The following is a 21,012-nucleotide window of genomic DNA, read 5'->3' as shown; positions in this document are numbered from 1 at the left end:
TGAAAATTTGGGGATAACAGAGATCAACCTTGGAGGTGTAAGACATGATGAACAGCGCAGGAGCAACGTTGTCCGATTACGGATGGGAGAGTCGTTTTACCGAAATGAAGCCTGCAATGACGGGCAAGGAAGCGATGGAGGAATCGAACCGCTGTCTGTACTGTTATGATGCACCCTGTATCAAGGCGTGTCCAACCGACATTAATATTCCTTCGTTTATCAAAAAAATCTCGACGGGTCACCTCAAAGGTTCGGCTCGGACCATTATGGAAGCCAACCCGGTTGGTGCTAGCTGTGCACGGGTCTGCCCGACAGAGGAACTGTGTGAAGGCGCTTGTGTACTGAACGAGTCATCCAAGCCGATTCGGATCGGTGATTTGCAGCGATATGCAACAGACTGGGCACGGACAAAGAATGAACCGTTATTCAAGGCAGCGCCTGCCAACGGAAGAAGTGTTGCAGTTGTAGGAGCAGGGCCAGCGGGATTGTCTGCGGCGAGAGAGTTGGGGCGTGCAGGGTATGAGGTGACGATCTATGAAGCCAAAGCGAAAGGCGGCGGGCTGAACACGTATGGTATCGTGTCCTTTCGTTTGCCCGAATCGGTAGCTTTGTGGGAAGTCGAGCAGGTGCAGGCACTGGGTGTGCAGATCCGTTACGGTGTGCGTATTGGGGTGGATGTATCCGCTGAAGAGTTATTGGAGCAGCACGAAGCCGTTATTCTGGCCTGCGGGATGGGGGCGGTACCGATGCTTGGCATTGAAGGAGAGACGCTGGAAGGTGTCTATGATGCCATTGAGCTGGTGGAATCCACGAAGCAGGGTGTGCCCCCGGCACTGAACGGTCTGAAGGTAGCCATTATTGGTGCAGGCAATACGGCGGTGGATGCAGCGACCTGTTCGGTACGCCTGGGGGCAGAGCGTGTGCAGATGCTTTATCGACGCGGGGAGAGCCAGATGACAGCTTATGCCTTTGAATATACATTTGCGAAGCAGGAAGGTGTGGAATTTCGCTGGTTCACTATGCCGAAGCGCATTATTGGAGACGAGAATGGGCGAGTCCAAGCTATAGAGTGTGTGAAAATGAAGCTGGTTACTCCACCTGGAGGTGGTCGGGCACTGCCTGTGCCAGTTGAGGGATCGGAGTTCATGCTTGAATGTGATACCGTTGTTCGGGCCATTGGACAGAACCGTTTGCTGCCATTAATAGAGGCATTTGGCCTGCGTCATCACTGGGGCGTTGTTGAAGTGGAAGCACATACGTACCGTACTTCACATCCGCAGATTTATGCGGCAGGCGATGTTATCTTCGGACAGGGGCAGGGTGAAGCGATGGTGGTCTCCGCAGCTCAGCAAGGCAAACTGGCGGCTGCATCGGTGATGAAGGCTTTGCCTGGACAGGTGGAAGAGACGGCGTGAGGGAAGCAGAATTCTGGACGGTAAATACGCGAGGCTCTTGTATAACGTATAAAGTCCAAACAAACACCATTGTGAATTCAAACCACACCAAGGAGGGATCGTTATGGCTGACTTATCCATTAATCTGGCAGGTATTCGATCACCCAATCCATTCTGGCTGGCCTCGGCGCCGCCGACCAATACCGGATACCAGGTTCAGCGCGCCTTTGAAGCAGGTTGGGGTGGTGCCGTCTGGAAGACGTTGGGCGAGCCAATCATTAATACCTCTTCGCGTTTTGCAGCCGTTCATTTTGGCGGGCAGCGCGTCGCGGGTTTTAACAATATTGAGTTAATATCCGACCGTCCGCTCGAGGTGAATCTGCGGGAAATTGCCGAGACCAAGAGGCGTTTCCCGGATCGGGCAGTGGTTGCTTCACTCATGGTGGAACCGAAACGGGAGAAGTGGCATGAGATTGTGAAGAAAGTTGAAGCTGTCGGCGTAGACGGGCTGGAGCTGAACTTTGGTTGTCCGCACGGCATGGCCGAGCGTGGCATGGGGGCTGCGTCGGGTCAGCAGCCGGACCTGGTCGAATTGCAGACGATGTGGGTGAAGGAAGTGGCGACCACGCCGGTCATTGTGAAACTAACGCCTAATATCACCGATATTACGGCGACTGCCCTGGCGGCCGTGCGTGGCGGTGCGGATGCGATTTCCCTGATTAATACGATCAACTCCCTGGCGGGTGTGGATCTCGATTCCTGGAATACCGTGCCGCATGTAGGTGGCAAAGGGGCACATGGCGGCTACTGCGGTCCGGCTGTGAAGCCGATTGCGCTGAACATGGTTGCCGAGTGTGCGCGCAATCCGGCAGTTGGTGTGCCAATCTCCGGTATCGGAGGCATATCCGATTGGCGGGATACCGCAGAATTTTTACTTATGGGCGCGACGGGGGTCCAGGTATGTACCGCAGCCATGCATCATGGCTTCCGTATCGTGGAGGACATGATCGATGGCTTGAACGATTATTTGGATGAGAAAGGTCTGCGAAGTGTATCTGAATTGATTGGCCAAACGGTTCCGCGTTATTCGGATTGGGGCAATCTCGATCTGAATTATAAAGTGGTAGCCCGCATCAACCGCGATGTCTGTATCAACTGCAACAAATGTCATATCGCCTGCGAGGACACCTCGCATCAATGTATTGATATGTTGTCTGACCCCTCTGGCTCGTATTTGGAGGTCGTTGAGGAAGATTGCGTCGGATGTAATCTGTGCTCAATTGTCTGTCCGGTGGACGGTGCAATTGAGATGGTAGAGATCGCACATGAACAGGAACCGTTAACCTGGAATGACCGTCAGTCTGCGATTGCCCTGCTGCAATCGACCAGAGATCAATCGACCAAGGAGGCGATATCATGACTACCCGCAAATTGATTCGTAATGGAATATTGGTCACAGCGTCGGATACATTTGAAGCGGATATCTGCATTGAAAACGGCAAGATCGTGCAGATTGGCATGGGACTTGCGCCGGATGAACGAACGGAGGTTGTGGATGCGTCTGGCTGTTATGTCATCCCTGGCGGGATTGATCCGCATACGCATCTGGATATGCCGTTCGGTGGAACGGTGACGGCGGATGATTTTGCAACGGGTACCGCAGCTGCTGCCTTCGGCGGCACAACGACGGTCATTGATTTCTGTTTGACGCAAAAAGGCCGACCTTTGCTGGAATCCCTTCAGGAATGGCATGCCAAAGCTGAGGGCAAAGCCGCTATTGATTACGGGTTTCATTTGATGATTGGCGAGATGAATGATCAGGTGCTGGAAGAACTGCCGCAGATCATAGAAGAAGAGGGTGTCTCTTCCTTCAAGGTGTTCATGGCATATAAAAATCAGTTCCAGGCCGATGACGGCATTCTCTTTCAGACGCTGCAAAAGGCCAAGGAGTACGGCGCACTCGTCATGGTACATGCCGAGAACGGCGATGTTATTGATCTGCTGGTCCGGCAGGCGTTGGCTGATGGTAGAACCGAGCCGATCCACCATGCACTTACCCGACCTTCCATGTTGGAAGGAGAGGCTACAGGGCGTGCGGCCCGTTTGGCGGCACTTGCCGATTCACAGCTGTACGTGGTGCACGTCACCTGTGCTGAAGCCGTGGAGCAGATTGCGCGTATGCGAGACATGGGTTATCGAATCTGGGGCGAGACCTGTCCGCAGTATTTAACTCTGGATCAATCGAAGATGGATCAACCGGATTTTGAAGGTGCGAAGTATGTCTGGTCGCCACCGCTGCGTGAAGCCCCCCATCAGGAAGTGCTGTGGAATGCACTCAAGAGCGGTCAATTGCAGACGATTGGCTCGGATCATTGTTCGTTTAACTTCAAGGGACAGAAGGATCTGGGACGGGATGACTTCAGCAAAATCCCGAATGGCGGGCCTGTCATTGAGGATCGGCTAAGCATTTTATATTCTGAAGGGGTAATGAAGGGACGGATTTCGCTAAATCAGTGGGTGGATTTATGCTCTACACGGGCAAGCAAGTTATTTGGGTTATTCCCGCAGAAAGGGACCCTTGCAGTGGGGACGGATGCGGATATCGTTATTTTTGACCCGTCGATCTCAAGGGTGATTTCGGCAGTTACCCACCATATGAATGTGGACTATAGCGCCTTTGAGGGCATGCAGGTTCAGGGATGTCCGGTGACGGTGCTATGCCGCGGGGAATATGTGATTCGGGATCGGCAGTTTGCCGGAGTGGCAGGCGCGGGTCAGTATGTGAAGCGTGATAAATATGATGCCGGTGCACCATTACCTGTAAGACAGCCTGTGACGGCAGTAAATGGAGGGTGAAGCTGATGTCTGACCATGAAGTATTTGAAGCGGAAAAGATAGCGATTGAACGAATGGTGGCGCAGGGTTATCGCATTTATGCCGTTCGGGAACATCTGGAGGGTGCTCATGTCGTGTGGGGGCACCCCGACCTTCCCGGAGAAAAACAGGAGCAATATGTGGGTACGGCGTCTGGGCGGAAGTGGTTCAGTCATATCCTGATCAGGCAGCTTCAGGAGCAAAAAGGAGCGTAGAAGGTCACGCGAGTGGTCCATGAACGTATTCATATGCATAGATGGCAAGTTCGATGGCGACGCGTTTCTCGGGGAGGGTATAGTCATCACCCAGGAGTGTCTCAATTTTATGCAATCTGTGATATAACGTCTGTCGGACGATAAATAAAGCCGTGGCCGTCTTCTGCTTGGAGCAGCATAGAATAAAATATTGTTTAAGCGTACGTAACAACTGGCCGCCTTTTTCGGCATCATAACGAATGATCGGCCCGAGATATTCCTCAATGAAATCATCCAGACTACCGCTCTGCTTCATGCTGGAAATAATGCGGTAACAGTGGAGATTGCTGTAAAAGGGCTGCTGCATCACACCGATGTCCTTCTGAATGCGCAGGGTATCCTTGGCTGCCTCAAGGCTGTCTTTCAGACGTGATAGATCAGCACAGCTGTGACCGATGCCGAACAGACCTGAGAAGAGGCGGTGGGTCTGTTCCTGTTCATGCTGCTGCAACTGTTCAATGCAGCGCCAAAGACTGCTTTTCCGCTGAGATCCTGGCAAAGGGTCAAGGATAATCAGAATGATCTGGTGGTTTAAAACCGTGCTGTACAGGGCGAATCCTTCCCGTGAGAACACGGAACGGGCAACGATATTGCGTTGAATTAACAGTTTCTGTAGCTTGAGACTGTCTGTGTAGTTGGGATTGCTATCGAACAAAATGACGGTACCTATTCCAGAAGCAAGCTGGGCGTTGGCGGCAGATACATATTCATGGATTTCTTTCACAGAATGATGTCCGTTAAGCCAGTCAATGACCCACATATCTTCCTTGTAGCGTCGCTTTTCCTCCATGTATTTGGTACGCATCCAGTCCTGAGCAATGGCGGCTGCACAACGTTCCAGTGCCTGGATGATGAACTCATCAGAGGGACTGTTATGCAGCTCCTGATCGTGGTCCGGCATCTTGTTGAGCATGAGCACCAGTTCGGCAAATACATAATCAAGTGCCTGAACAGGCAGGGTGAGTGCACCCAGTGAAGGCACCGAATGATTTCTGTGCACGAAATGATCTCCCAGATGATCTCCATTGTCCAAATGACCACCACGTGTGAACCACTCCTGCCGACGCATCTCCAGTTGGTCTGGTGGGCAGTAGGGAACGGCACTCGCTTCGCCATCCAGTGGATATAACACTACAGGGTAACCCGTTGTTCGAGACAATAGTCGGAGCAGTGGTTGTACACCGTCTCCATTCAAAAGAAGTTGGTTGAACGAGGTGGTAAGGCTGTCGAGCTCGACAAGCATACGCTGGTGGCTGCGAATCAGAGCGAAATGCAGGTCCTGTGTAATATCAATATAACGTACTTGTTCGTGAAACCAGATCAGTGGAAAATCCTCTTCTGCTGCAAGTTCCTTCATGGATTCAAGCTGGGACTTGGTGTGAGCCCCGAGTTCGATGCAGAGTCCCGCAGCTCCACGAGCAATTAACTGGCGCATGAAAGACAGTCCCTGCTTTTCATCATCCTGCCAGCCAATGCCGGTTGTTAGCACCAGTTCCCCGCCATTCAGCAAATTGCCTACCTCGGTAACCTCCATGATATGCACCCAACGCACATATCGCTCCAAGGCCCGTTCACTGGCGAGCACCTCAGCCTTGCGGAACACCGGACGTTTCAGCATGTCTCTCATCTGAATATGCAGCGTCGTTTCCCCCACACAACCACCGTCCTTCCCACAAATACATGCAGTTTTACATACCCGTTTTGTAAGTCGGGCTTCTGAAGAGCGTTTGTTTTGATTATAAGTCCGTTTACAGTAGATGAGCTGAAATCTCACGTTCATTTGTTTTATTTCACAAAATGATCTCTTCCTTTTATGAAATAAAACAAAATGGATTATTCCTATGTAGCTCTATCTAACATCTGGATGTTTCTATAATCGATGCTAAGAGATCATATCTAAATGTAAAACACCCCTTAGCCGGAGATCAGAATGTACAAACCATTCTAATGTGGGCTAAGGGGTGTTCTATGTTAGAAGCTTATCTTAATTCGGAGTGATGATGAATTCGATCAACAGCAGGTGTCGATTAATCTTCAATTCTTTTCTTTTTGAACTTCATCAGGAACTCATACACGATTGGCACGATAACCAGAGTCAGCAGCGTGGAGCTGATCAGACCGCCGATTACGGTAATTCCAAGACCTTTCGAGATGATCCCTGCGCTTTCTTCAAGTCCTGTCACCAGTGGCAGCAAGGCACCAATGGTAGCCAGAGCTGTCATCAGAATCGGACGCAGACGCGTTGCTCCGGCTTCCAGCAAGGCTTCACGAGTAGGCATTCCCTCTTTTTCCTTGTGAATAACACGGTCGATCAGAACGATGGCGTTGGTGACCACGATCCCGATCAGCATCAGTCCACCCATCATGGCAGATACGTCAAGCGTACCGCCCGCTACGAACAGGCCAACCATAATACCAATGATGGTAAATGGCAGGGAGAACAGGATGGCAAATGGCGCCAGTCCACCGCCGAATGTAACGACAAGCACAAAGTACACAATCGCAATGGCTGCCAGCATGGCCAGACCAAGTTGGGTAAACGTGTCATTAATCTGTTCGGTCGTACCGCCAAACTTCACTTCAACGCCATCAGGCAGATCCAGTTTGTCGATGTTCGCCTGCAAGTTTGATGACGCTTTTTGCACATCGGAAGCCAAAATGTTGGCTGACACCTGTACAACGACTTTGCCATCAATACGCATGATGGAGTTCGGTGAAGTGCCTTCTTCCACTTTCGCGACATCTTTGATTGGTACTTCGATGCCGAGTGGTGAAGTGACTTTTTCATTTTCAATATCAGCAATGCTGGTAAATGTCTTTTTGTCAGTCTCTACATAGACTTTATACGTTTTGTTGTCGATATCCACTTCCGTGAGCACAGGACGTTCACGTGCAGGGCTGAGCGTCATGGCCAGTTGGCCAGCGGTCAGACCCAGCGAGCTCAGTTTCTCCTGATCCGCGACGAGTGTGTATTGCCCGTAGGTATCGGAGAGCGTGGTGTCGGCTTTTTCAAAAGATTCGGTATCTGCTTCAACCAGTTTCAGAATTTCATCAGAGACAGGTTTGATCTGATCTACATTGTCACCATAGATGGAAAGGCTCAAGCTGCTGCCTCCCAGACCCCCGGACATGTCAAGCTCATTCCAGGTTCCTACAGTAACTTCTTTCTTCAGACCTTCCACAAGCTGTTCTTTCACTTTTGTAAAGTCTTTCGTATCTTCGTTATATTCGATATAGAAGAGAGCAGAGTTGGAGCTGCCTCCACCCATGCTGCTCAGCGGATTGCTGCCGCCGATAGAATACTGCATTTTCTCCAGACCTGGTTGCGTAAGCAACCATTTCTCGGCTACAAGTGCTTCTTTTTCTACATCTTCACGCAAAGCTCCAGTTTCCGGACTGTACGTAATCGTCACATATTTATCCTGTTGTTCCGGCAAGAAACTTGCACCGATGAACGGATACAGGAACAAACTGCCGACGAGCAGCAATACAGCAGCGCCAACGGTGATGAGTTTGTGTGACAATGTCCAGTTCAAGAGTCGTTTGTAACCTTCTGCCATCTTGCCCGGTTTTTCCTCATGATTCTTCTTGTTCTTCAGACCTTTGCGGAACAATGTATGTGCCAGCATCGGTACAATCGTAACAGCCACAATCAGGGATGCCAGCAAAGCGAATACCATCGTCAGGGCAAATGGCATAAATAGCTCACCGACCATACCACTCACGAGTGCCAGCGGCAGGAATACCGCAATGGTTACGATGGTGGAAGAGAGGATCGGAATGAACATTTCCCGGGTAGCTTCCCGGATCAAATCACGGCCTTTAAGTTTCTCTCCCTTGAGTGTCAGTCTGCGATAGATATTCTCGATAACAACGATGGAGTCATCGACAACCCGTCCAATCGCGACCGTCATGGCACCGAGGGTCATCATGTTCAGCGTAATGTCCATCATATTCAGTGCTGTCAATGCAATGAGCAAGGAGAGCGGGATAGAGATAATAGAAATAATGGTGGAACGAATATCACGCAGGAACAACAGAATGATCAGAATGGCGAACAAAGCACCAAACATCGCTTTGAACAACATCGTGTTTACGGAGTCCTGGATAGGTTTACCTTGGTCGAGCAAAACAGTCAACTCAGCGTTTTTGAACTGCGTCTGCAACTCTTCCGCCTTGTCTTTAACCGCCTTCACGACATCAACTGTATTGGCATCATTGGACTTAACGATGGAGATCCCGATGGATTCCTTACCGTCTGTCCGGGAAATGGATTCCGCCTGACCAATGACTTCAATTTTGGCGATCTCGCTTAATTTAACCGTTGGAATTCCAGGTGCGTTAGCGGCACCTGAAGTGCTGCCCACGCTGGCATTTCCGCCAGCGGCTTGTCCTGCAGCCTGGTCAGAACCTTGTGCAGAGCCTTGAGCTGCCCCACCAGCTTGTGCACCGGCCCCTTGTGGTGCTGTGGCTGAACCACTGCCTGCTCCTGCACCGCTTGGTACAACCGGAATGGCGAGATTTTTCAAATCATCCAGATCGATGATATTGCCATCAACAACGACAGCTTTCTGCGCTTTGTCCAGTTCGAACAGTCCGAGTGGTACACGGACAGAAGAGCCTTGAACGATGCCGTTGACTGTATCTTCAGTCAAACCGAGTTCTTTCATTTTTTTCTGGTCAAACTTCAGTTGAACTTCCTTAACATATTGGCCGGAAACTTGGACTTGAGCTACACCGTCAATATCTTCTAGTGCAGGCTGGATATCCGTTTCAACCAGTCGAGTCAATTGTTCCAGATCGCCGCCGTCCTTGTCAGACAAGCTGAGCGAGACAACCGGGAAGGAGTTGATGCTGAACTTGGAAATGGTTGGTTTCTGTACACCATCCGGCAACTGCACCTCATTCAGTGCTTCGCGTACCGCAGCGGTAGCGTTATCCAGATCGGTACCATAATCAAATTCGAGGGTGATGGAAGAGGCGTTCTCCATGGAAGTGGAGGTGAGTGTCTTAATTCCCTCTACATTTCTTAAGGTCTGTTCGAGTGGTTTGGTGACATCCTCGACAATACCCTCTGGAGCTGCCCCTGGATCAATGGCTGTAACACTCAAGAATGGCACATTGATGTTTGGAATGGTCTCCTGTTTCATCGTCAGTCCGCTGTACAAACCGGCGAAGGAAACGATGATGGTCAGAATCCAGATCGCAAACTTGTTGTTCAGTGAAAAATTAATAATTCCTTTCATACGATGATTTCTTCTCCTCTCTGTTTCTCCCTGTATTTCTTTATTGTTGTGACGAGTCAGCCTGGATGAACCGGCTATACATGGCATCCATAATGTGCTGAAGCTCGGAGTGCAATGGCTGGATGACAGGAATGTGATCCAGATTGCGCATCATGCCCAGAATAATGGCACGTCGCGGTGTGAATTCCATCATTTCCTGTCTCAGGATGGCAATGGTCTCCATCGCGTCATTGCGCAATTGCCCTGGAGGCATATCAGAAGTGATGATATCCTTCATTTGTTTGATGATATGAATGGGATGACGCATCATTGTGGATTCTGTATCTGAATCGCTGCTCCATGCTGGCCAATGTTCCAAAGGAACCAGAGGGGCGGGGCGTTGATCGAGCAATCCGCGGGCTGCATAATCGATCGTTTGCAGCATCTTGCTTGCCATCTTGGATACGGTAAGGGAAGGCATTTCCGTAAACCAGATTTTGACGTAGGAGAGGAACAGACCATGCGTGAGCAAAATAAGGTCTATGGTATAAGGTTCAATCTCCGGTCCGTACAGATCCTCCAGTTTGTCCTTAAACCAGTGCAGGGTACGGATCTCCAGGTCCTTGTTATGCGGTTTGCACTTTTCCTTGCGATGCTGCTCTTCGTCCATCATCATGCTGCGCATTTGCACACGTAGAAATTCTTTCAGCTCGGATACATGTACAAGCAGTGTTTCAATCTGTTTGTGCAGACGTTCTCTCGAAGTGAGCCCAGCTTCATGTTCAATCTGGGACATTTCGTCCATGAGCGTGAATATGCAGTATTCCATCGTACTGGCCTCTAATTCCTCTTTGGATTTGAACATGAGGTAGAGGCTGCCTTTCGACATCCCACATATTTCTGCAATCTCCTGCATGGAGGTGGCAGCACTGCCTTTGGCTGAGAACAGCTTGAGTGCTGTGGTAATAATGAGCTTTTTCTTCTCATTCATTTCATGGATAGGGTTCATTAACGATACAGTCACCTCACCTGCGGAACTTACGAGTTCTTGAATTGACTTTAGGGTCAAACCAAGTATAAACGATAAAGACAACGGAATTCAAATGGGAGAAAAATGGAAAAATAAGAGGCGCAATATAAGGAGGATGGAGCATTTTTCTACGTCATCTAGACACCATAAAGACTATATAAAGTAATGAGCGACGAATGTTCCTTGCAGTATGTATGATAATCATGAGTACTCAGGCTAGTTAGGGCGAGCAAGCTGAGTAGGATGAGTCCAAAATAATCTATTTCAGGCTCCGCCCTTAAAGACGTAAACGGCTAGAAGGATGATGGCTACAAGAGCAAACAAATAAAAGGCTCCCACAGCGATCAGAAAGATGTAACCGGTAAAAGAACCCATGCGCGCGAACAATTTCTTCATCATCACGACATCCTTTCTTACGTAACAGAGTGTGAGGAGGTTTCCTTTTATATCATATCCCAAAAAGACGACTTCCTGAACGAAGTCGTCTTTATTAATAATTAAATATTATAAAAATTGTAATGAAGGTATTTACGTAATCAGTTTCAATCCAATCGCCGCCACCAAAATCATGGCAATAAACAGCAGCCGCTTGGCCTCCTTCCGCTCACCGAACAGGAACATACCTGTTAGCGTGCTGCCCACCGTACCAATTCCAGTCCACACCGCATACGCGGTACCCATGGGAATGGAAGTCATCGCATAGGATAAGAGGGAGAAGCTGACTACGAACGATACAAGCATGAGCACGATATACGGCCAGCCCTTCCGGGAAGAAGCACCATTAATGCCGATGACGCCAAAAATTTCACATATGCCTGCACCCACAATTGCCATCCAAGCCATTATGCTTCACCTCCTTTTGCCGATTGTTGATCCGTGACCAGTTTCAGTCCGACCACACCACATAGCAAAAGACCGATTAGCAAAACTTTGGCGAGTGAGAATGCTTCACCAAATAGCAGCATTTCGGTCAGTACCGTACCTGCTGTACCAATCCCCGTAAATACGGCATATACCGTACCCACAGGCAATCTTTTGGAAGCGGCGATAATTAATCCAAAGCTGAGGATGATGGCTAGGGCCGTCAAAGCCCACTCCCACACATTGGAGGCGTGTTTCAGCCCACTAACCCATACAATCTCAATGAGTCCCCCGATAAATACATATAACCAGTTGCGGTTCATGATGATGAATCTCCTTTCAGCACAACGGGCTGTGCCTCTTGTTTCAGATGATGAATGCCATGCCAGTAGACTGGCCAGGAAGCTTCAATCCGTCTTCGGTATCGACGTGAACTTCCATAAATAATCTCAACCGTGATGCCATCGAGAAAAGTCATATAAGTAATCGCAGCTTGTTCTGCTGGAACAGCCTGTAGTTCCCCCTTGCGCGTCGCCCTTTGCAGCAGTCGTGTCAGTGACCGTTCCATACCGTCCAGAAACGGATAAACTAGATCCATCACTTCGCTATATAGCGAAAGTGGCGGGAAGTAACACATACGCAACATAAAGCGGGCAGAGGCATTACAGTTATACTCCTGCTCAAACCATATCAGCAAACCCTTCAACCTTTGTTCCAGTGGCAGATCGGCGTGATCACGAAAATATTCCAGCGTTCGACGCTGAACATCCTTAAACGCATGCGCAAGGGTTTGCAAAAACAGGTCATCCTTGCCGCTAAAATGTGCATATATGGACGGTTTTTTAATCCCGACTTCGTCAGCGATAGCTCTTAAGGAAGCTCCTTCATATCCATCTCTTGCAAAATGGAACAGGGCTGCATCTCGAATCGAATGTGCTGTCATCATTATCACCTTCCTAACGGTCGTTAGGTAACCTATATTTTCACATTTTACATTCCCTGTCAAGGCACAAAAAACGCCTGCACGTTAGTGTACAGGCGGGTTTATGCTTGAGATTTCATCTTCAATTAGAAGGTCGTTAATCCCAAAATCAGCTGCAGCTTATATACGATTTCTTTCAAAAATGTAGTCTTTTCTTGGAATTCATCCAGGTTCAGTGTGAACTCGGCATCTTCATTATTCCATATCCGGTCAAAATAATTCGCGACATCATGAGTGAATGAGTTGTCTGGTGGGGCAGCAACCCAGAGGTCATTTTCCAGATTATAATCATTCATGTTTCTGGGGGTGAAGTTGGTCGATCCTCCAAGAACGATATGATCCCCGGTGGCTTTGGCGATGTACATCATCTTGGTATGATATTGTTCCTTGGTTGTGTTATACCAGCGAATTTGGATTTTGCCATCCGATTTATCATGTAACTCGGCAGCTACAGGACGATTGGGAATGCCAGTTTTCTCCTGACCAAAAGCATTTTCGTTCGGGTCGAGTACAAGCCTAATCTCGGTTCCCCGTTTCGAGGCTTCGAGCAGGGCGTCCAATACTTTGGGGGAAGCGATGTAGAACATGCCCATCCACAAGGTGTCACCTTTTGACGATTGATTGATCTCATGGAGCACTGCCTCATTCACTTTGCCCTCGGTTAGATAACGAATTCGCAAATCGCCCTTATTCGGATCTGTGGAGGGAACTGTATAGGAAGGAAGTTTTCCCCCGCCTGAGAAATTCAGCACAGCCTGTTCCGACTCAAGGATATCTCCGATGATCGGTCCGGTTATTTCAAAAGCGATGTTTGAATGGTAGGCACTGGCATCATGAATGTTGCCTGAGGACACAATAGCCGTCTTCTCACTGACCACCACTTTACGATGATTTGCTTTTACATTGAGCAACTTAAGGTAGGAACGTACTGTGACATCCGGTCCGTCGGTTGCCATCAGGTTCGGAATCCATCCCTTCCCGGATTGACCAAACCATTGGAAGAAGGTTCGCCAGACCGCGGAGTACACGGGAGTGGAATCGCGTAAAGGGTCCACATCTGTAATGACCACGTGAATCCCGGCCTGTCTCATCTGTTCCAGTAACGGGTTGGGTGCAGAGTTGTAGTTGGTGTTCACTTCATCGGTAATGAACCAGATAACCATATCCGGTTTCTGAAGCTTTTTGGCAACCAGTGTTTCTGTGAACTCTGTGCTTATGGGTGGGAATTGCTGACCTTTGTGCTGGTAGTTATTGAATAAGAACATATCAACGACGACGAACTGTTCCGCGTCTTCAACGATCTGTTGCATGCGCTGGAAGATCTGCTGTTCATGCTCCATCTGTCCGTCAGCAGAGGGATAAGTCAGATCATGCAGAAATTGCACCTGATCCACACGGTATTCAGGACTTTCATAGGAAACGCCGCCTGGTAAAGGTTTATAGGTCTGGTAGAGCATGACGGCGATGAGCCATAGGACCAGTAATACGAGACATGTTCGTATGTATGGAAATTTGCCGCGTGAAGACTTGCGGTCTGATGTCTGGCGGCGATAAGAAAACAACAATAACTCCCCTTTCTGAACTTGCTGACTTCTATTACCACCCGGATGACAACATTGACGCAGTGCAAAACCAATTCGATCGATTCAATCGACATGCATATGAGCGTTGTGTATAATGAGTGTATTATTTTTGTGGAATGTTCGGATTTTCATATACCTGACAAGGACGGGATAAGGATTCGTTTAACCTATGAAAGTCCGGCTATTTCAGGAAAGAAAGTAGGTAATAAGGTGTATTCCATCAAACAAGTCGCTGCCATGCTGGGTATTCCGACGGTAACGCTCCGGGCTTGGGAGAATCGGTACAGTGCGGTCACCCCTGAGCGGACGGAATCGGGTTATCGCTTGTACACGGAAGAGAATGTTGCAGATCTGCGCTGGTTAAAAGAGCAGGTGGAGCAGCACCAGACCAATATTTCGGAAGCAGTACGCATGCTGAAGGTGAACAAAACCAGATCACAGGAAGCTGCTGCAGTGCCTACGTCATTTACCCCACCAGTACCCACGATGGAAGAAGCATATGTACGTATAGCCGATCAGATCTACGACTCGTTATACAACTTTCAGGGCGAACGGGCCAATGGTTTGATTGATTTTGGCTTCACCATGTACGGATATGATTCCATGTTTTATCATGTGCTGGTGCCTATTCTCGTTCGTGTTGGGGATGCGTGGGAGCAGGGTAGGGCCTCGGTCGCTCAAGAGCATTTTATGACTCAATTGATTTCACAGCGCTTTTATCAGTTTTTCCATCTGTTCCCGATCTATCCGCATCTGCCCAAAGTTCTAGCCTTGTGCCCGGAAGGGGAGCATCATCAGGTAGGCTTATTGTTGTTCTCCCTGTTTATGCGTAAAAATGGTGCTGAAGTGCTCTATCTCGGAGCCGACACACCCGAAGAAGGAATTTATCCAATTATCCGGGAGCAGAAAATTCGGTTAGTTTGTCTTTCGGTTACCAGTTCAGAACTGCTTGAACGGTGTGATCAACTCATAGGACGAATTTTGGATGAGTTCCCTGATATGCGCTTTGTACTTGGAGGGAAGGGCTATGAGCGTGCAGAGAATGCACGTTACCCGCAGTGGATTATGCCCGGAAATTCAGCGGATTGGCAATCGTGGATGGAACGTGAGTATTTTGTTGAACCATCGCCTGGGCGAAGATAACTGATTCGTGTCTTTTTGAGAATGTATTTATAAAATAATATGTATAGCTTTAGGTATACAGGACATCCTTTGACGCAAGAGCGCGAAGGGTGTTTTTTTTGCTTTCCAAAATATCTTAATAGAGAATTTGACCAGCGGGTCATTTTTTGATTTAATAGGTCGTATAATATTTGTACTACATTTGTATAATGTTTTTGCGTTTACCCGCTTGAACAGTTCAAGGCCGGTTTAATAATAGGTTAGAGACTATAGTACTAGAGATAGTTCTTAACATAGGAAAGGTGAGTGGCATGATACCGAATCAGCAGCGTAAACGTGCAGCAGTCATTGGTGCAGGTCCGGGTGGACTTGCAGCAGCGATGTTATTGTCCGGCCAGGGGTACGAAGTAGATGTATATGAGAAACAGCCAGTCATCGGGGGACGTTCTTCCAGACTGGAGCTGGGCGAATATCGGTTCGACCGGGGTGCAACGTTTTTGATGATGCCGCAGTTGATTGAAGAGATGTTCGATGTTGTGGGACGCCAATTATCCGACTATGTGGAGATGAAAGAGCTGACTCCGCTGTATGCCCTAAATTTTGGCGACAAGGTGTTTACACCTTCCCGTAACCGTGAAGATACAGCCGCACAGATCAAGGAGCTTTTCCCCGGCAACGAGGACAATTACCTTCGATTCATGCAGGAAGAGGAAGTGAAGTTTGGCAAAGTTATGCCTTTGCTGCGCAGACCTTTCGGCAAGCTGGCAGATTATTTGCGAAGAGATGCCATGACAGCTTTGCCAAAACTCGATATTAACAATACGGTCTATGGCATTCTGTCCCGCTATTTCACGGATGAGCGCTTGCGCTGGGCATTCACGTTTCAATCCAAATACCTTGGCATGTCTGCATGGGATTGTCCGGGTACGTTTACGATTCTGTCGTTCATTGAGCACAACTATGGTTTGTTTCATCCTACTGGCGGTGTCAATCGCGTATTTCAAGCCATGGCTGATGTCGTTGAAGAATATGGAGGACGAATACATACATCCTGTCCGGTCAAACAGGTCATTGTTCGCAATGGTCGTGCAGAAGGCGTATTGCTAGAAAATGGCGAACGCATTGAAGCAGATCATGTCGTTGTTAATGCGGACTTTGCGCATGCCGTGAACCATCTGTTTGAACCAGGCGTACTTAAGAAATATACACCGGAGAAAATGAAGCGTAAAAAATTCTCTTGCTCCACAGCCATGCTGTATCTGGGTGTGGACGGTGAAGTGGATTTACCGCATCATTCCATCTATTTTCCCGAGGACTATCGACTGAACGTCGACGAAATTACGAAGCATAAAGTGCTGTCTGCGGATCCGTCCCTCTATATTCATAACCCTTCCAGACTCGATTCGACGCTCGCACCGGAAGGGAAATCTGCATTATATGTTCTCATGCCTACGCCGAACCTTACCGGAGACATCGATTGGGAGGTCGAACGGGAGAATGTGCGGGAGGCGATGATGAAGCGGTTGGAATCGATTCGTGAGTTGTCAGACATCCGCAGTCGTATTGAAGAATCCATGATGTTTACACCGCTGGATTGGCAAAATGAACTCGACGTGTACCGCGGAGCAACATTTAATATGGCTCATAATCTTGGGCAGATGATGTATCTGCGGCCGCATAACCAGTTTGAAGAGTTGAAAAGGTTGTGGCTGGTGGGTGGCGGAACGCATCCGGGCAGTGGATTGCCAACCATCTTTGAATCAGCTCGAATCAGCGTGAAACTGATCCAGGAAGAGGATGCTCGCAAGCGCTCGAAACCATCCTCGTATGTGAAAACGGCGGAAGCAGGAGGCCATTCATGAAACGGGCAGCCATCGTAGGTGCAGGTATTGGCGGACTGACTGCAGCGTTGCTGCTGAATCGACAGGGTTGGGATGTAACCGTATATGAACGGGGTTCCAGAGTTGGTGGTCGTATCGGCTACGAACAGGAAGGGGACTATCGGATCGATCAAGGCCCGACCATCGTACTTCTGCCTGAGATGCTGCTTGGCATTTTGGAGGAAGCGGGGGTGGATCGTTCGAAGATTGAGCTGCTGCGTTGTGATCCATTGTACAGGGTGCATTATAGCAGCGGTCGTGTGATGACCAAGATGACGGCACGTGAACAGCAGGCCGAAGAGATTGAACGTCTCTTCCCTGGAGAAAGTCAGGGATTTTCGAAATTTATGAAAGATATGGACACGCTCTTTCCGGCGGGACGGGCTGCTTTTCTGGAACGGGCTTTTCCGCGAAAAAGGGACTTCTTCACTCCGTCTCTGATGTCCTTGATGGGCCGATTACGCGCGCACAAAAGTGTACGGAAGGCTGTAGGCGATTATTTTCAGCATGAGGAACTATTGGATGCATATTCGCTGCAAAGTCTCTATATTGGAGGATCTCCTTTCGGTACGCCGGGTATTTATTCCCTGCTTCCTTATGCAGAACATGAATACGGTATCTGGATGGTGAAAGGTGGCTATGCGGCATTACCTGCCATATTGGAACAGGAACTGATATCACGTGGTGGTCGCATCGTTTTAAACACCGAAGTGACGGGACTGAATATTAAAAATGGTGTATGCGAAGGTATAGAAACCCCCGCAGGCGCAGAAAATGTGGATGCAGTTATCTACAATGGAGATTTCCCCCATCTGTCGGGTCTGCTTGGTCAGACGCCTAATGCTTCACGGAAGCGAAAGGCATATCGCCCCTCATCGGGATGTGTGTTGATTTATGCGGGTGTAGACAAAACGTGGGATGATGCAACAACGCATCAGTTTTTCCTGCCTCCAAGTCTGGACGGTAGTTTGCGGGAAGTGTTCGATCAGCGCCGCATTCCGGCGAAGTCCTCTTTTTATGTATTCAATCCGGCCGCATTGGATGAGACGGCAGCTCCGCCAGGCCAGAGTGTGTTGTACTTCCTCATTCCTGTGCCGGATGCCGATGGTGTCGACTGGCCTCGGGAGAGCGAGGCGCTGGCAGAGCGTGTACTGGAAGAAGCGGAACAACGCGCATTTCCGGGACTCCGTGAAGCGATCAAGTGGCAAAAATTACGTACTCCCGCCGACGCTGAGCGTGACGGTCTGTATGGCGGCGGCAGCTTTGGCATCGCACCTGTGCTGTTTCAATCAGGTGTATATCGTCCGCAACCGAAGCCGTTTCCGGCAATCCGGGGACTGTATGCGGCTGGAGCTTCTGTACATCCGGGAGGCGGGGTTCCGATAGTGATGCAGAGTGCACGGATGGCAGTGAATTTACTGACGAAGGAGATGGAAACATGAATGAAGCGATTTTGAACAAGTGTGAGGAATTAATGCAAAAGGGCTCGTCATCTTTTTATCAAGCCTTCCGAGGTCTGCCCAGCCCACGGCGCGAGGCCGTGTATGTTATCTATGCCTTTTGCCGCATGATCGATGACAGTGTGGATGAGCCGGAGCAATCGCCTTATACGATTCATGACATCCGCAATCTGTTCAATCAACTGGAAGAAGCGGAAGGACATTTTATCTGGCCGGCATTACGATGGCTGTTTATAAGCTTCCCTCATTTGGACAAGGGGCCTTTCTTCCGTCAAATGGACGGACAATTAACCGATCTTAAAGTCACGCATTATACAACGATGGAGGAACTGGAGCAGTATTGTTATCTGGTTGCCGGAACCGTAGGCGAGATGCTGTTGCCTGTATTGCGGGATGATGACGGTACAGACGTTGCGATGAATGGCATTGCACTGGGCAAAGGTATGCAGATCGTCAATATTATCCGTGATGTGGGCGAAGACCGGGCAAGAGCCCGCCGCTATGTTCCGCTGGAGTTGATGGAGAAGCATGGATATTCCGAACAGGATTGGGCCAATGGTGTTGTTGACGAAAGGTTTATGGCCATTATTCATGAATTAAAAGCAGCTGCGCTGGGCTGGTTCCGTATCGGTATGGACCGTCTGGATACGTACCCAACCGAAAGTGCATTTGCGATTGAGCTGGCAGCAGCCTTTTATTCGACTATTCTTCATGCGGTCGAGCGCAACGACTATGATGTGTATACGAAGCGTGCATTTGTTAGTGATGAACTGAAACTGGAGATGCTGGGTGCCATTGTGAAACGTTATCCAATGTTGGCTTACCAAGCCTCCCGCACGGCGGTATCCTGATGGTTCAGGGCCTGTACTGGGCGTGGTATATTATCGGAGCGGTACTGATGCTGACGATCGGTGTTCCGGATGTACTTTCCTTCTCCAACGGATTGTTTCTAATCTTCTATGCACTGTATGTGCTGGATCTGATATATCAAGGACGGAAACGGACAGGGTTGTCCGACCAGTCAGTCATCTGGATGAAACCTGAACTCTGGCTGGTTTCCTTTATTATATGGCTGGGTGGCATGGGGGTAGAATGGGTCGGCGTGCATACACACTGGCCCTTTGGCGAGTATTCGTATTCGGACTTCTTCGGAATCCACCTGTTCAGTGTACCTGTTACATTAGGCTTCGCCTGGATTGCGGTCGTTGGTAACTCGGCTTTGCTCAGTGGCTGTGGTTCGACCTGGACCGGCAAGCTTTTCCGGGCAGTGAAGACTGGATTTTGGGCCATCGTGCTTGACTTGGTGCTGGACCCGGTTGCGCATGCCAGAGGATTCTGGCAATGGCAAGCTCCGGGCGGATTCTACGGTGTGCCCTGGACCAATTACATAAGCTGGTTTGTAATGGGAGCGTTCCTCTCCATGTTTCTTCCGGCAATGCCTTCAGATCGAAGCTCATTGCTGCGTGCGAAATGGTTGTATCAGCTGTTTATTCTTTTGTTTGGGTTGTTAGCTCTCAAAGAAGGAATTACGGGCAGCTTCATCATTGCTATTGTAGGTGTGCTTCTTGCTGAGGGGAGCTGGCTATATGATTCGCGCCGTAAAATCAAAACCGTTTAACCGGATTTTTTCCTTATACAATCATTATTATTTGCTGCGGAGACGTTTTCGCTCGTTTACTCTATCAGGTTCATTGGACCCGCTGTTACCGAATACGGGTTCACCCATGGAACCGGATCAACCGGTCATCTATTTCATGAACCACAGCTCCTGGTGGGATGGTCTACTGCTCTATCATGCATCACAGCAGACTTCCCGAGGCGATCATTATGTCATGATGGAAGAAGAGCAGCTGCGACAATATGCCTTTTTCCGTAAACTTGGCGCGTATTCAATCAACAAGGAGAATGCATCCAGCATACGAACCTCCTTGCAATATACAACTGAGCTGCTTCACTCCGGCAAAAGGGTCTGGATCTTTCCCCAAGGGGAAATTCTGCATCAGGATGCCAGGCCAATCGAGTTTCGTCCAGGCATTGGTTTATTGCTTCGCCGCTCCCCACGCGCCGTAGCTGTACCTGTGACTTTGTGTCATGGCATGGTGCAGCATGATTTGCCGGAAATATCGATGCAGGTGGGTGCGCCTGTGATACAAGATTGGAAGACAAGGAAGAGCGAAGAGATTGCGACCAGTTTGAGCAGGGTGCTGGAGCAGCAGTTGAATGACCACAAATCAGAACTGGTACGCATTGGGCAGGGCGGTTTACCGGGCGCTTTTCCACTGATCCGTCACGTGCGTTCTACGAGTGAAAAATACGATGCGGCGCGAAAGCGGGTGAACCGTTAGCG

At 49.2% G+C, this 21,012-nt stretch carries 18 protein-coding genes; 10 read left to right on the top strand and 8 right to left on the bottom strand.

The features are described 5' to 3' along the window. The first annotated feature begins 47 nt into the window (after positions 1 to 47). From DC345_RS09795 to DC345_RS09780, 4 genes are all read left to right on the top strand, one after another. Positions 48 to 1,415 carry an NAD(P)-dependent oxidoreductase gene (locus tag DC345_RS09795; protein ID WP_113053333.1) on the top strand — a complete coding sequence of 456 codons (1,368 nt, stop codon included), beginning with the start codon at positions 48 to 50 and terminating at the stop codon, positions 1,413 to 1,415. Between the two features lie 103 nt (positions 1,416 to 1,518). Beyond that, on the top strand, positions 1,519 to 2,814 hold the full coding sequence (preA, locus tag DC345_RS09790) for an NAD-dependent dihydropyrimidine dehydrogenase subunit PreA (RefSeq protein ID WP_113052931.1): 1,296 nt from the start codon (positions 1,519 to 1,521) through the stop codon (positions 2,812 to 2,814). Continuing rightward, positions 2,811 to 4,250 carry a dihydropyrimidinase gene (gene hydA, locus DC345_RS09785; RefSeq protein ID WP_113052930.1) on the top strand — a complete coding sequence of 480 codons (1,440 nt, stop codon included), beginning with the start codon at positions 2,811 to 2,813 and terminating at the stop codon, positions 4,248 to 4,250. Before preA ends, hydA begins: the two co-directional genes overlap by 4 nt. Positions 4,251 to 4,255: 5 nt before the next feature. Beyond that, the gene (locus DC345_RS09780; protein WP_076287563.1) at positions 4,256 to 4,483 is read left to right on the top strand and encodes a hypothetical protein; all 228 of its coding nucleotides are present in this window, start codon (positions 4,256 to 4,258) and stop codon (positions 4,481 to 4,483) included. A 4-nt stretch (positions 4,484 to 4,487) separates the two neighbouring features. Here DC345_RS09780 and DC345_RS09775 read toward each other — a convergent pair whose 3' ends face one another. From DC345_RS09775 to DC345_RS09740, 8 genes are all read right to left on the bottom strand, one after another. Further along, complete coding sequence (locus DC345_RS09775) at positions 4,488 to 6,176, bottom strand: PucR family transcriptional regulator (RefSeq protein WP_258530604.1); 1,689 nt, start codon at positions 6,174 to 6,176, stop codon at positions 4,488 to 4,490. Between the two features lie 373 nt (positions 6,177 to 6,549). Further along, positions 6,550 to 9,768 (bottom strand): efflux RND transporter permease subunit, encoded by a 3,219-nt coding sequence (locus DC345_RS09770; protein ID WP_113052929.1) that lies wholly within the window; start codon positions 9,766 to 9,768, stop codon positions 6,550 to 6,552. A gap of 40 nt (positions 9,769 to 9,808) precedes the next feature. Continuing rightward, on the bottom strand, positions 9,809 to 10,738 hold the full coding sequence (locus DC345_RS09765) for a TetR/AcrR family transcriptional regulator (RefSeq protein ID WP_181586543.1): 930 nt from the start codon (positions 10,736 to 10,738) through the stop codon (positions 9,809 to 9,811). 303 nt (positions 10,739 to 11,041) lie between these two features. Beyond that, entirely contained in the window at positions 11,042 to 11,173 is a 132-nt protein-coding gene (locus tag DC345_RS32110; protein WP_258530603.1) for a hypothetical protein, read from the bottom strand. Between the two features lie 132 nt (positions 11,174 to 11,305). Continuing rightward, positions 11,306 to 11,620, bottom strand: coding sequence for a DMT family transporter (locus DC345_RS09755; RefSeq protein WP_113052926.1), 315 nt, complete (start codon positions 11,618 to 11,620; stop codon positions 11,306 to 11,308). After that, entirely contained in the window at positions 11,620 to 11,961 is a 342-nt protein-coding gene (locus DC345_RS09750; RefSeq protein ID WP_024632750.1) for a DMT family transporter, read from the bottom strand. Before DC345_RS09750 ends, DC345_RS09755 begins: the two co-directional genes overlap by 1 nt. After that, positions 11,958 to 12,581: a TetR/AcrR family transcriptional regulator gene (locus DC345_RS09745; RefSeq protein ID WP_113052925.1), complete on the bottom strand. Its 624-nt coding sequence runs from the start codon at positions 12,579 to 12,581 to the stop codon at positions 11,958 to 11,960. Before DC345_RS09745 ends, DC345_RS09750 begins: the two co-directional genes overlap by 4 nt. A 125-nt stretch (positions 12,582 to 12,706) precedes the next feature. After that, a complete protein-coding gene (locus DC345_RS09740; RefSeq protein WP_258530602.1) occupies positions 12,707 to 14,182 on the bottom strand; it encodes a phospholipase D family protein in 1,476 nt (491 codons plus the stop codon). A gap of 45 nt (positions 14,183 to 14,227) precedes the next feature. Between DC345_RS09740 and DC345_RS09735 the strand changes: the two genes are divergently transcribed. The 6 genes from DC345_RS09735 (at position 14,228) to DC345_RS09710 (ending at position 21,010) form a co-directional block, all read left to right on the top strand. Next, entirely contained in the window at positions 14,228 to 15,346 is a 1,119-nt protein-coding gene (locus tag DC345_RS09735) for a MerR family transcriptional regulator (protein ID WP_258530601.1), read from the top strand. A gap of 290 nt (positions 15,347 to 15,636) precedes the next feature. Beyond that, positions 15,637 to 17,187 carry a phytoene desaturase family protein gene (locus DC345_RS09730; RefSeq protein WP_113052924.1) on the top strand — a complete coding sequence of 517 codons (1,551 nt, stop codon included), beginning with the start codon at positions 15,637 to 15,639 and terminating at the stop codon, positions 17,185 to 17,187. After that, positions 17,184 to 18,647 carry a phytoene desaturase family protein gene (locus DC345_RS09725; RefSeq protein WP_113052923.1) on the top strand — a complete coding sequence of 488 codons (1,464 nt, stop codon included), beginning with the start codon at positions 17,184 to 17,186 and terminating at the stop codon, positions 18,645 to 18,647. The genes DC345_RS09730 and DC345_RS09725 overlap by 4 nt, the downstream gene beginning before the upstream one ends. Next, positions 18,644 to 19,516, top strand: coding sequence for a phytoene/squalene synthase family protein (locus DC345_RS09720; RefSeq protein ID WP_113052922.1), 873 nt, complete (start codon positions 18,644 to 18,646; stop codon positions 19,514 to 19,516). Before DC345_RS09725 ends, DC345_RS09720 begins: the two co-directional genes overlap by 4 nt. Then, the gene (locus DC345_RS09715) at positions 19,516 to 20,283 is read left to right on the top strand and encodes a carotenoid biosynthesis protein (RefSeq protein WP_113052921.1); all 768 of its coding nucleotides are present in this window, start codon (positions 19,516 to 19,518) and stop codon (positions 20,281 to 20,283) included. The genes DC345_RS09720 and DC345_RS09715 overlap by 1 nt, the downstream gene beginning before the upstream one ends. Further along, positions 20,252 to 21,010, top strand: coding sequence for a lysophospholipid acyltransferase family protein (locus tag DC345_RS09710; protein ID WP_113052920.1), 759 nt, complete (start codon positions 20,252 to 20,254; stop codon positions 21,008 to 21,010). Before DC345_RS09715 ends, DC345_RS09710 begins: the two co-directional genes overlap by 32 nt. The last annotated feature ends 2 nt before the right edge of the window (positions 21,011 to 21,012 follow it).

The organism is Paenibacillus taichungensis (assembly GCF_003287275.1).
GTDB classification, from domain to species: domain Bacteria; phylum Bacillota; class Bacilli; order Paenibacillales; family Paenibacillaceae; genus Paenibacillus; species Paenibacillus taichungensis_A.
The sequence above is the reverse complement of the archived record's forward strand: the minus strand, read 5'-3'. Positions and strand labels throughout refer to the sequence as shown.

What these genes read in the sequence shown, in the direction of transcription:
- DC345_RS09795 (WP_113053333.1), top strand. Translation starts at nt 48, where the DNA reads ATGAACAGCGCAGGAGCAACGTTGTCCGATTACGGATGGGAGAGTCGT.
- preA (WP_113052931.1), top strand. Translation starts at nt 1,519, where the DNA reads ATGGCTGACTTATCCATTAATCTGGCAGGTATTCGATCACCCAATCCA.
- hydA (WP_113052930.1), top strand. Translation starts at nt 2,811, where the DNA reads ATGACTACCCGCAAATTGATTCGTAATGGAATATTGGTCACAGCGTCG.
- DC345_RS09780 (WP_076287563.1), top strand. Translation starts at nt 4,256, where the DNA reads ATGTCTGACCATGAAGTATTTGAAGCGGAAAAGATAGCGATTGAACGA.
- DC345_RS09770 (WP_113052929.1), bottom strand. Translation starts at nt 9,768, where the DNA reads ATGAAAGGAATTATTAATTTTTCACTGAACAACAAGTTTGCGATCTGG.
- DC345_RS09765 (WP_181586543.1), bottom strand. Translation starts at nt 10,738, where the DNA reads ATGAATGAGAAGAAAAAGCTCATTATTACCACAGCACTCAAGCTGTTC.
- DC345_RS32110 (WP_258530603.1), bottom strand. Translation starts at nt 11,173, where the DNA reads ATGAAGAAATTGTTCGCGCGCATGGGTTCTTTTACCGGTTACATCTTT.
- DC345_RS09755 (WP_113052926.1), bottom strand. Translation starts at nt 11,620, where the DNA reads ATGGCTTGGATGGCAATTGTGGGTGCAGGCATATGTGAAATTTTTGGC.
- DC345_RS09750 (WP_024632750.1), bottom strand. Translation starts at nt 11,961, where the DNA reads ATGAACCGCAACTGGTTATATGTATTTATCGGGGGACTCATTGAGATT.
- DC345_RS09745 (WP_113052925.1), bottom strand. Translation starts at nt 12,581, where the DNA reads ATGACAGCACATTCGATTCGAGATGCAGCCCTGTTCCATTTTGCAAGA.
- DC345_RS09735 (WP_258530601.1), top strand. Translation starts at nt 14,228, where the DNA reads ATGACAACATTGACGCAGTGCAAAACCAATTCGATCGATTCAATCGAC.
- DC345_RS09730 (WP_113052924.1), top strand. Translation starts at nt 15,637, where the DNA reads ATGATACCGAATCAGCAGCGTAAACGTGCAGCAGTCATTGGTGCAGGT.
- DC345_RS09725 (WP_113052923.1), top strand. Translation starts at nt 17,184, where the DNA reads ATGAAACGGGCAGCCATCGTAGGTGCAGGTATTGGCGGACTGACTGCA.
- DC345_RS09720 (WP_113052922.1), top strand. Translation starts at nt 18,644, where the DNA reads ATGAATGAAGCGATTTTGAACAAGTGTGAGGAATTAATGCAAAAGGGC.
- DC345_RS09715 (WP_113052921.1), top strand. Translation starts at nt 19,516, where the DNA reads ATGGTTCAGGGCCTGTACTGGGCGTGGTATATTATCGGAGCGGTACTG.
- DC345_RS09710 (WP_113052920.1), top strand. Translation starts at nt 20,252, where the DNA reads ATGATTCGCGCCGTAAAATCAAAACCGTTTAACCGGATTTTTTCCTTA.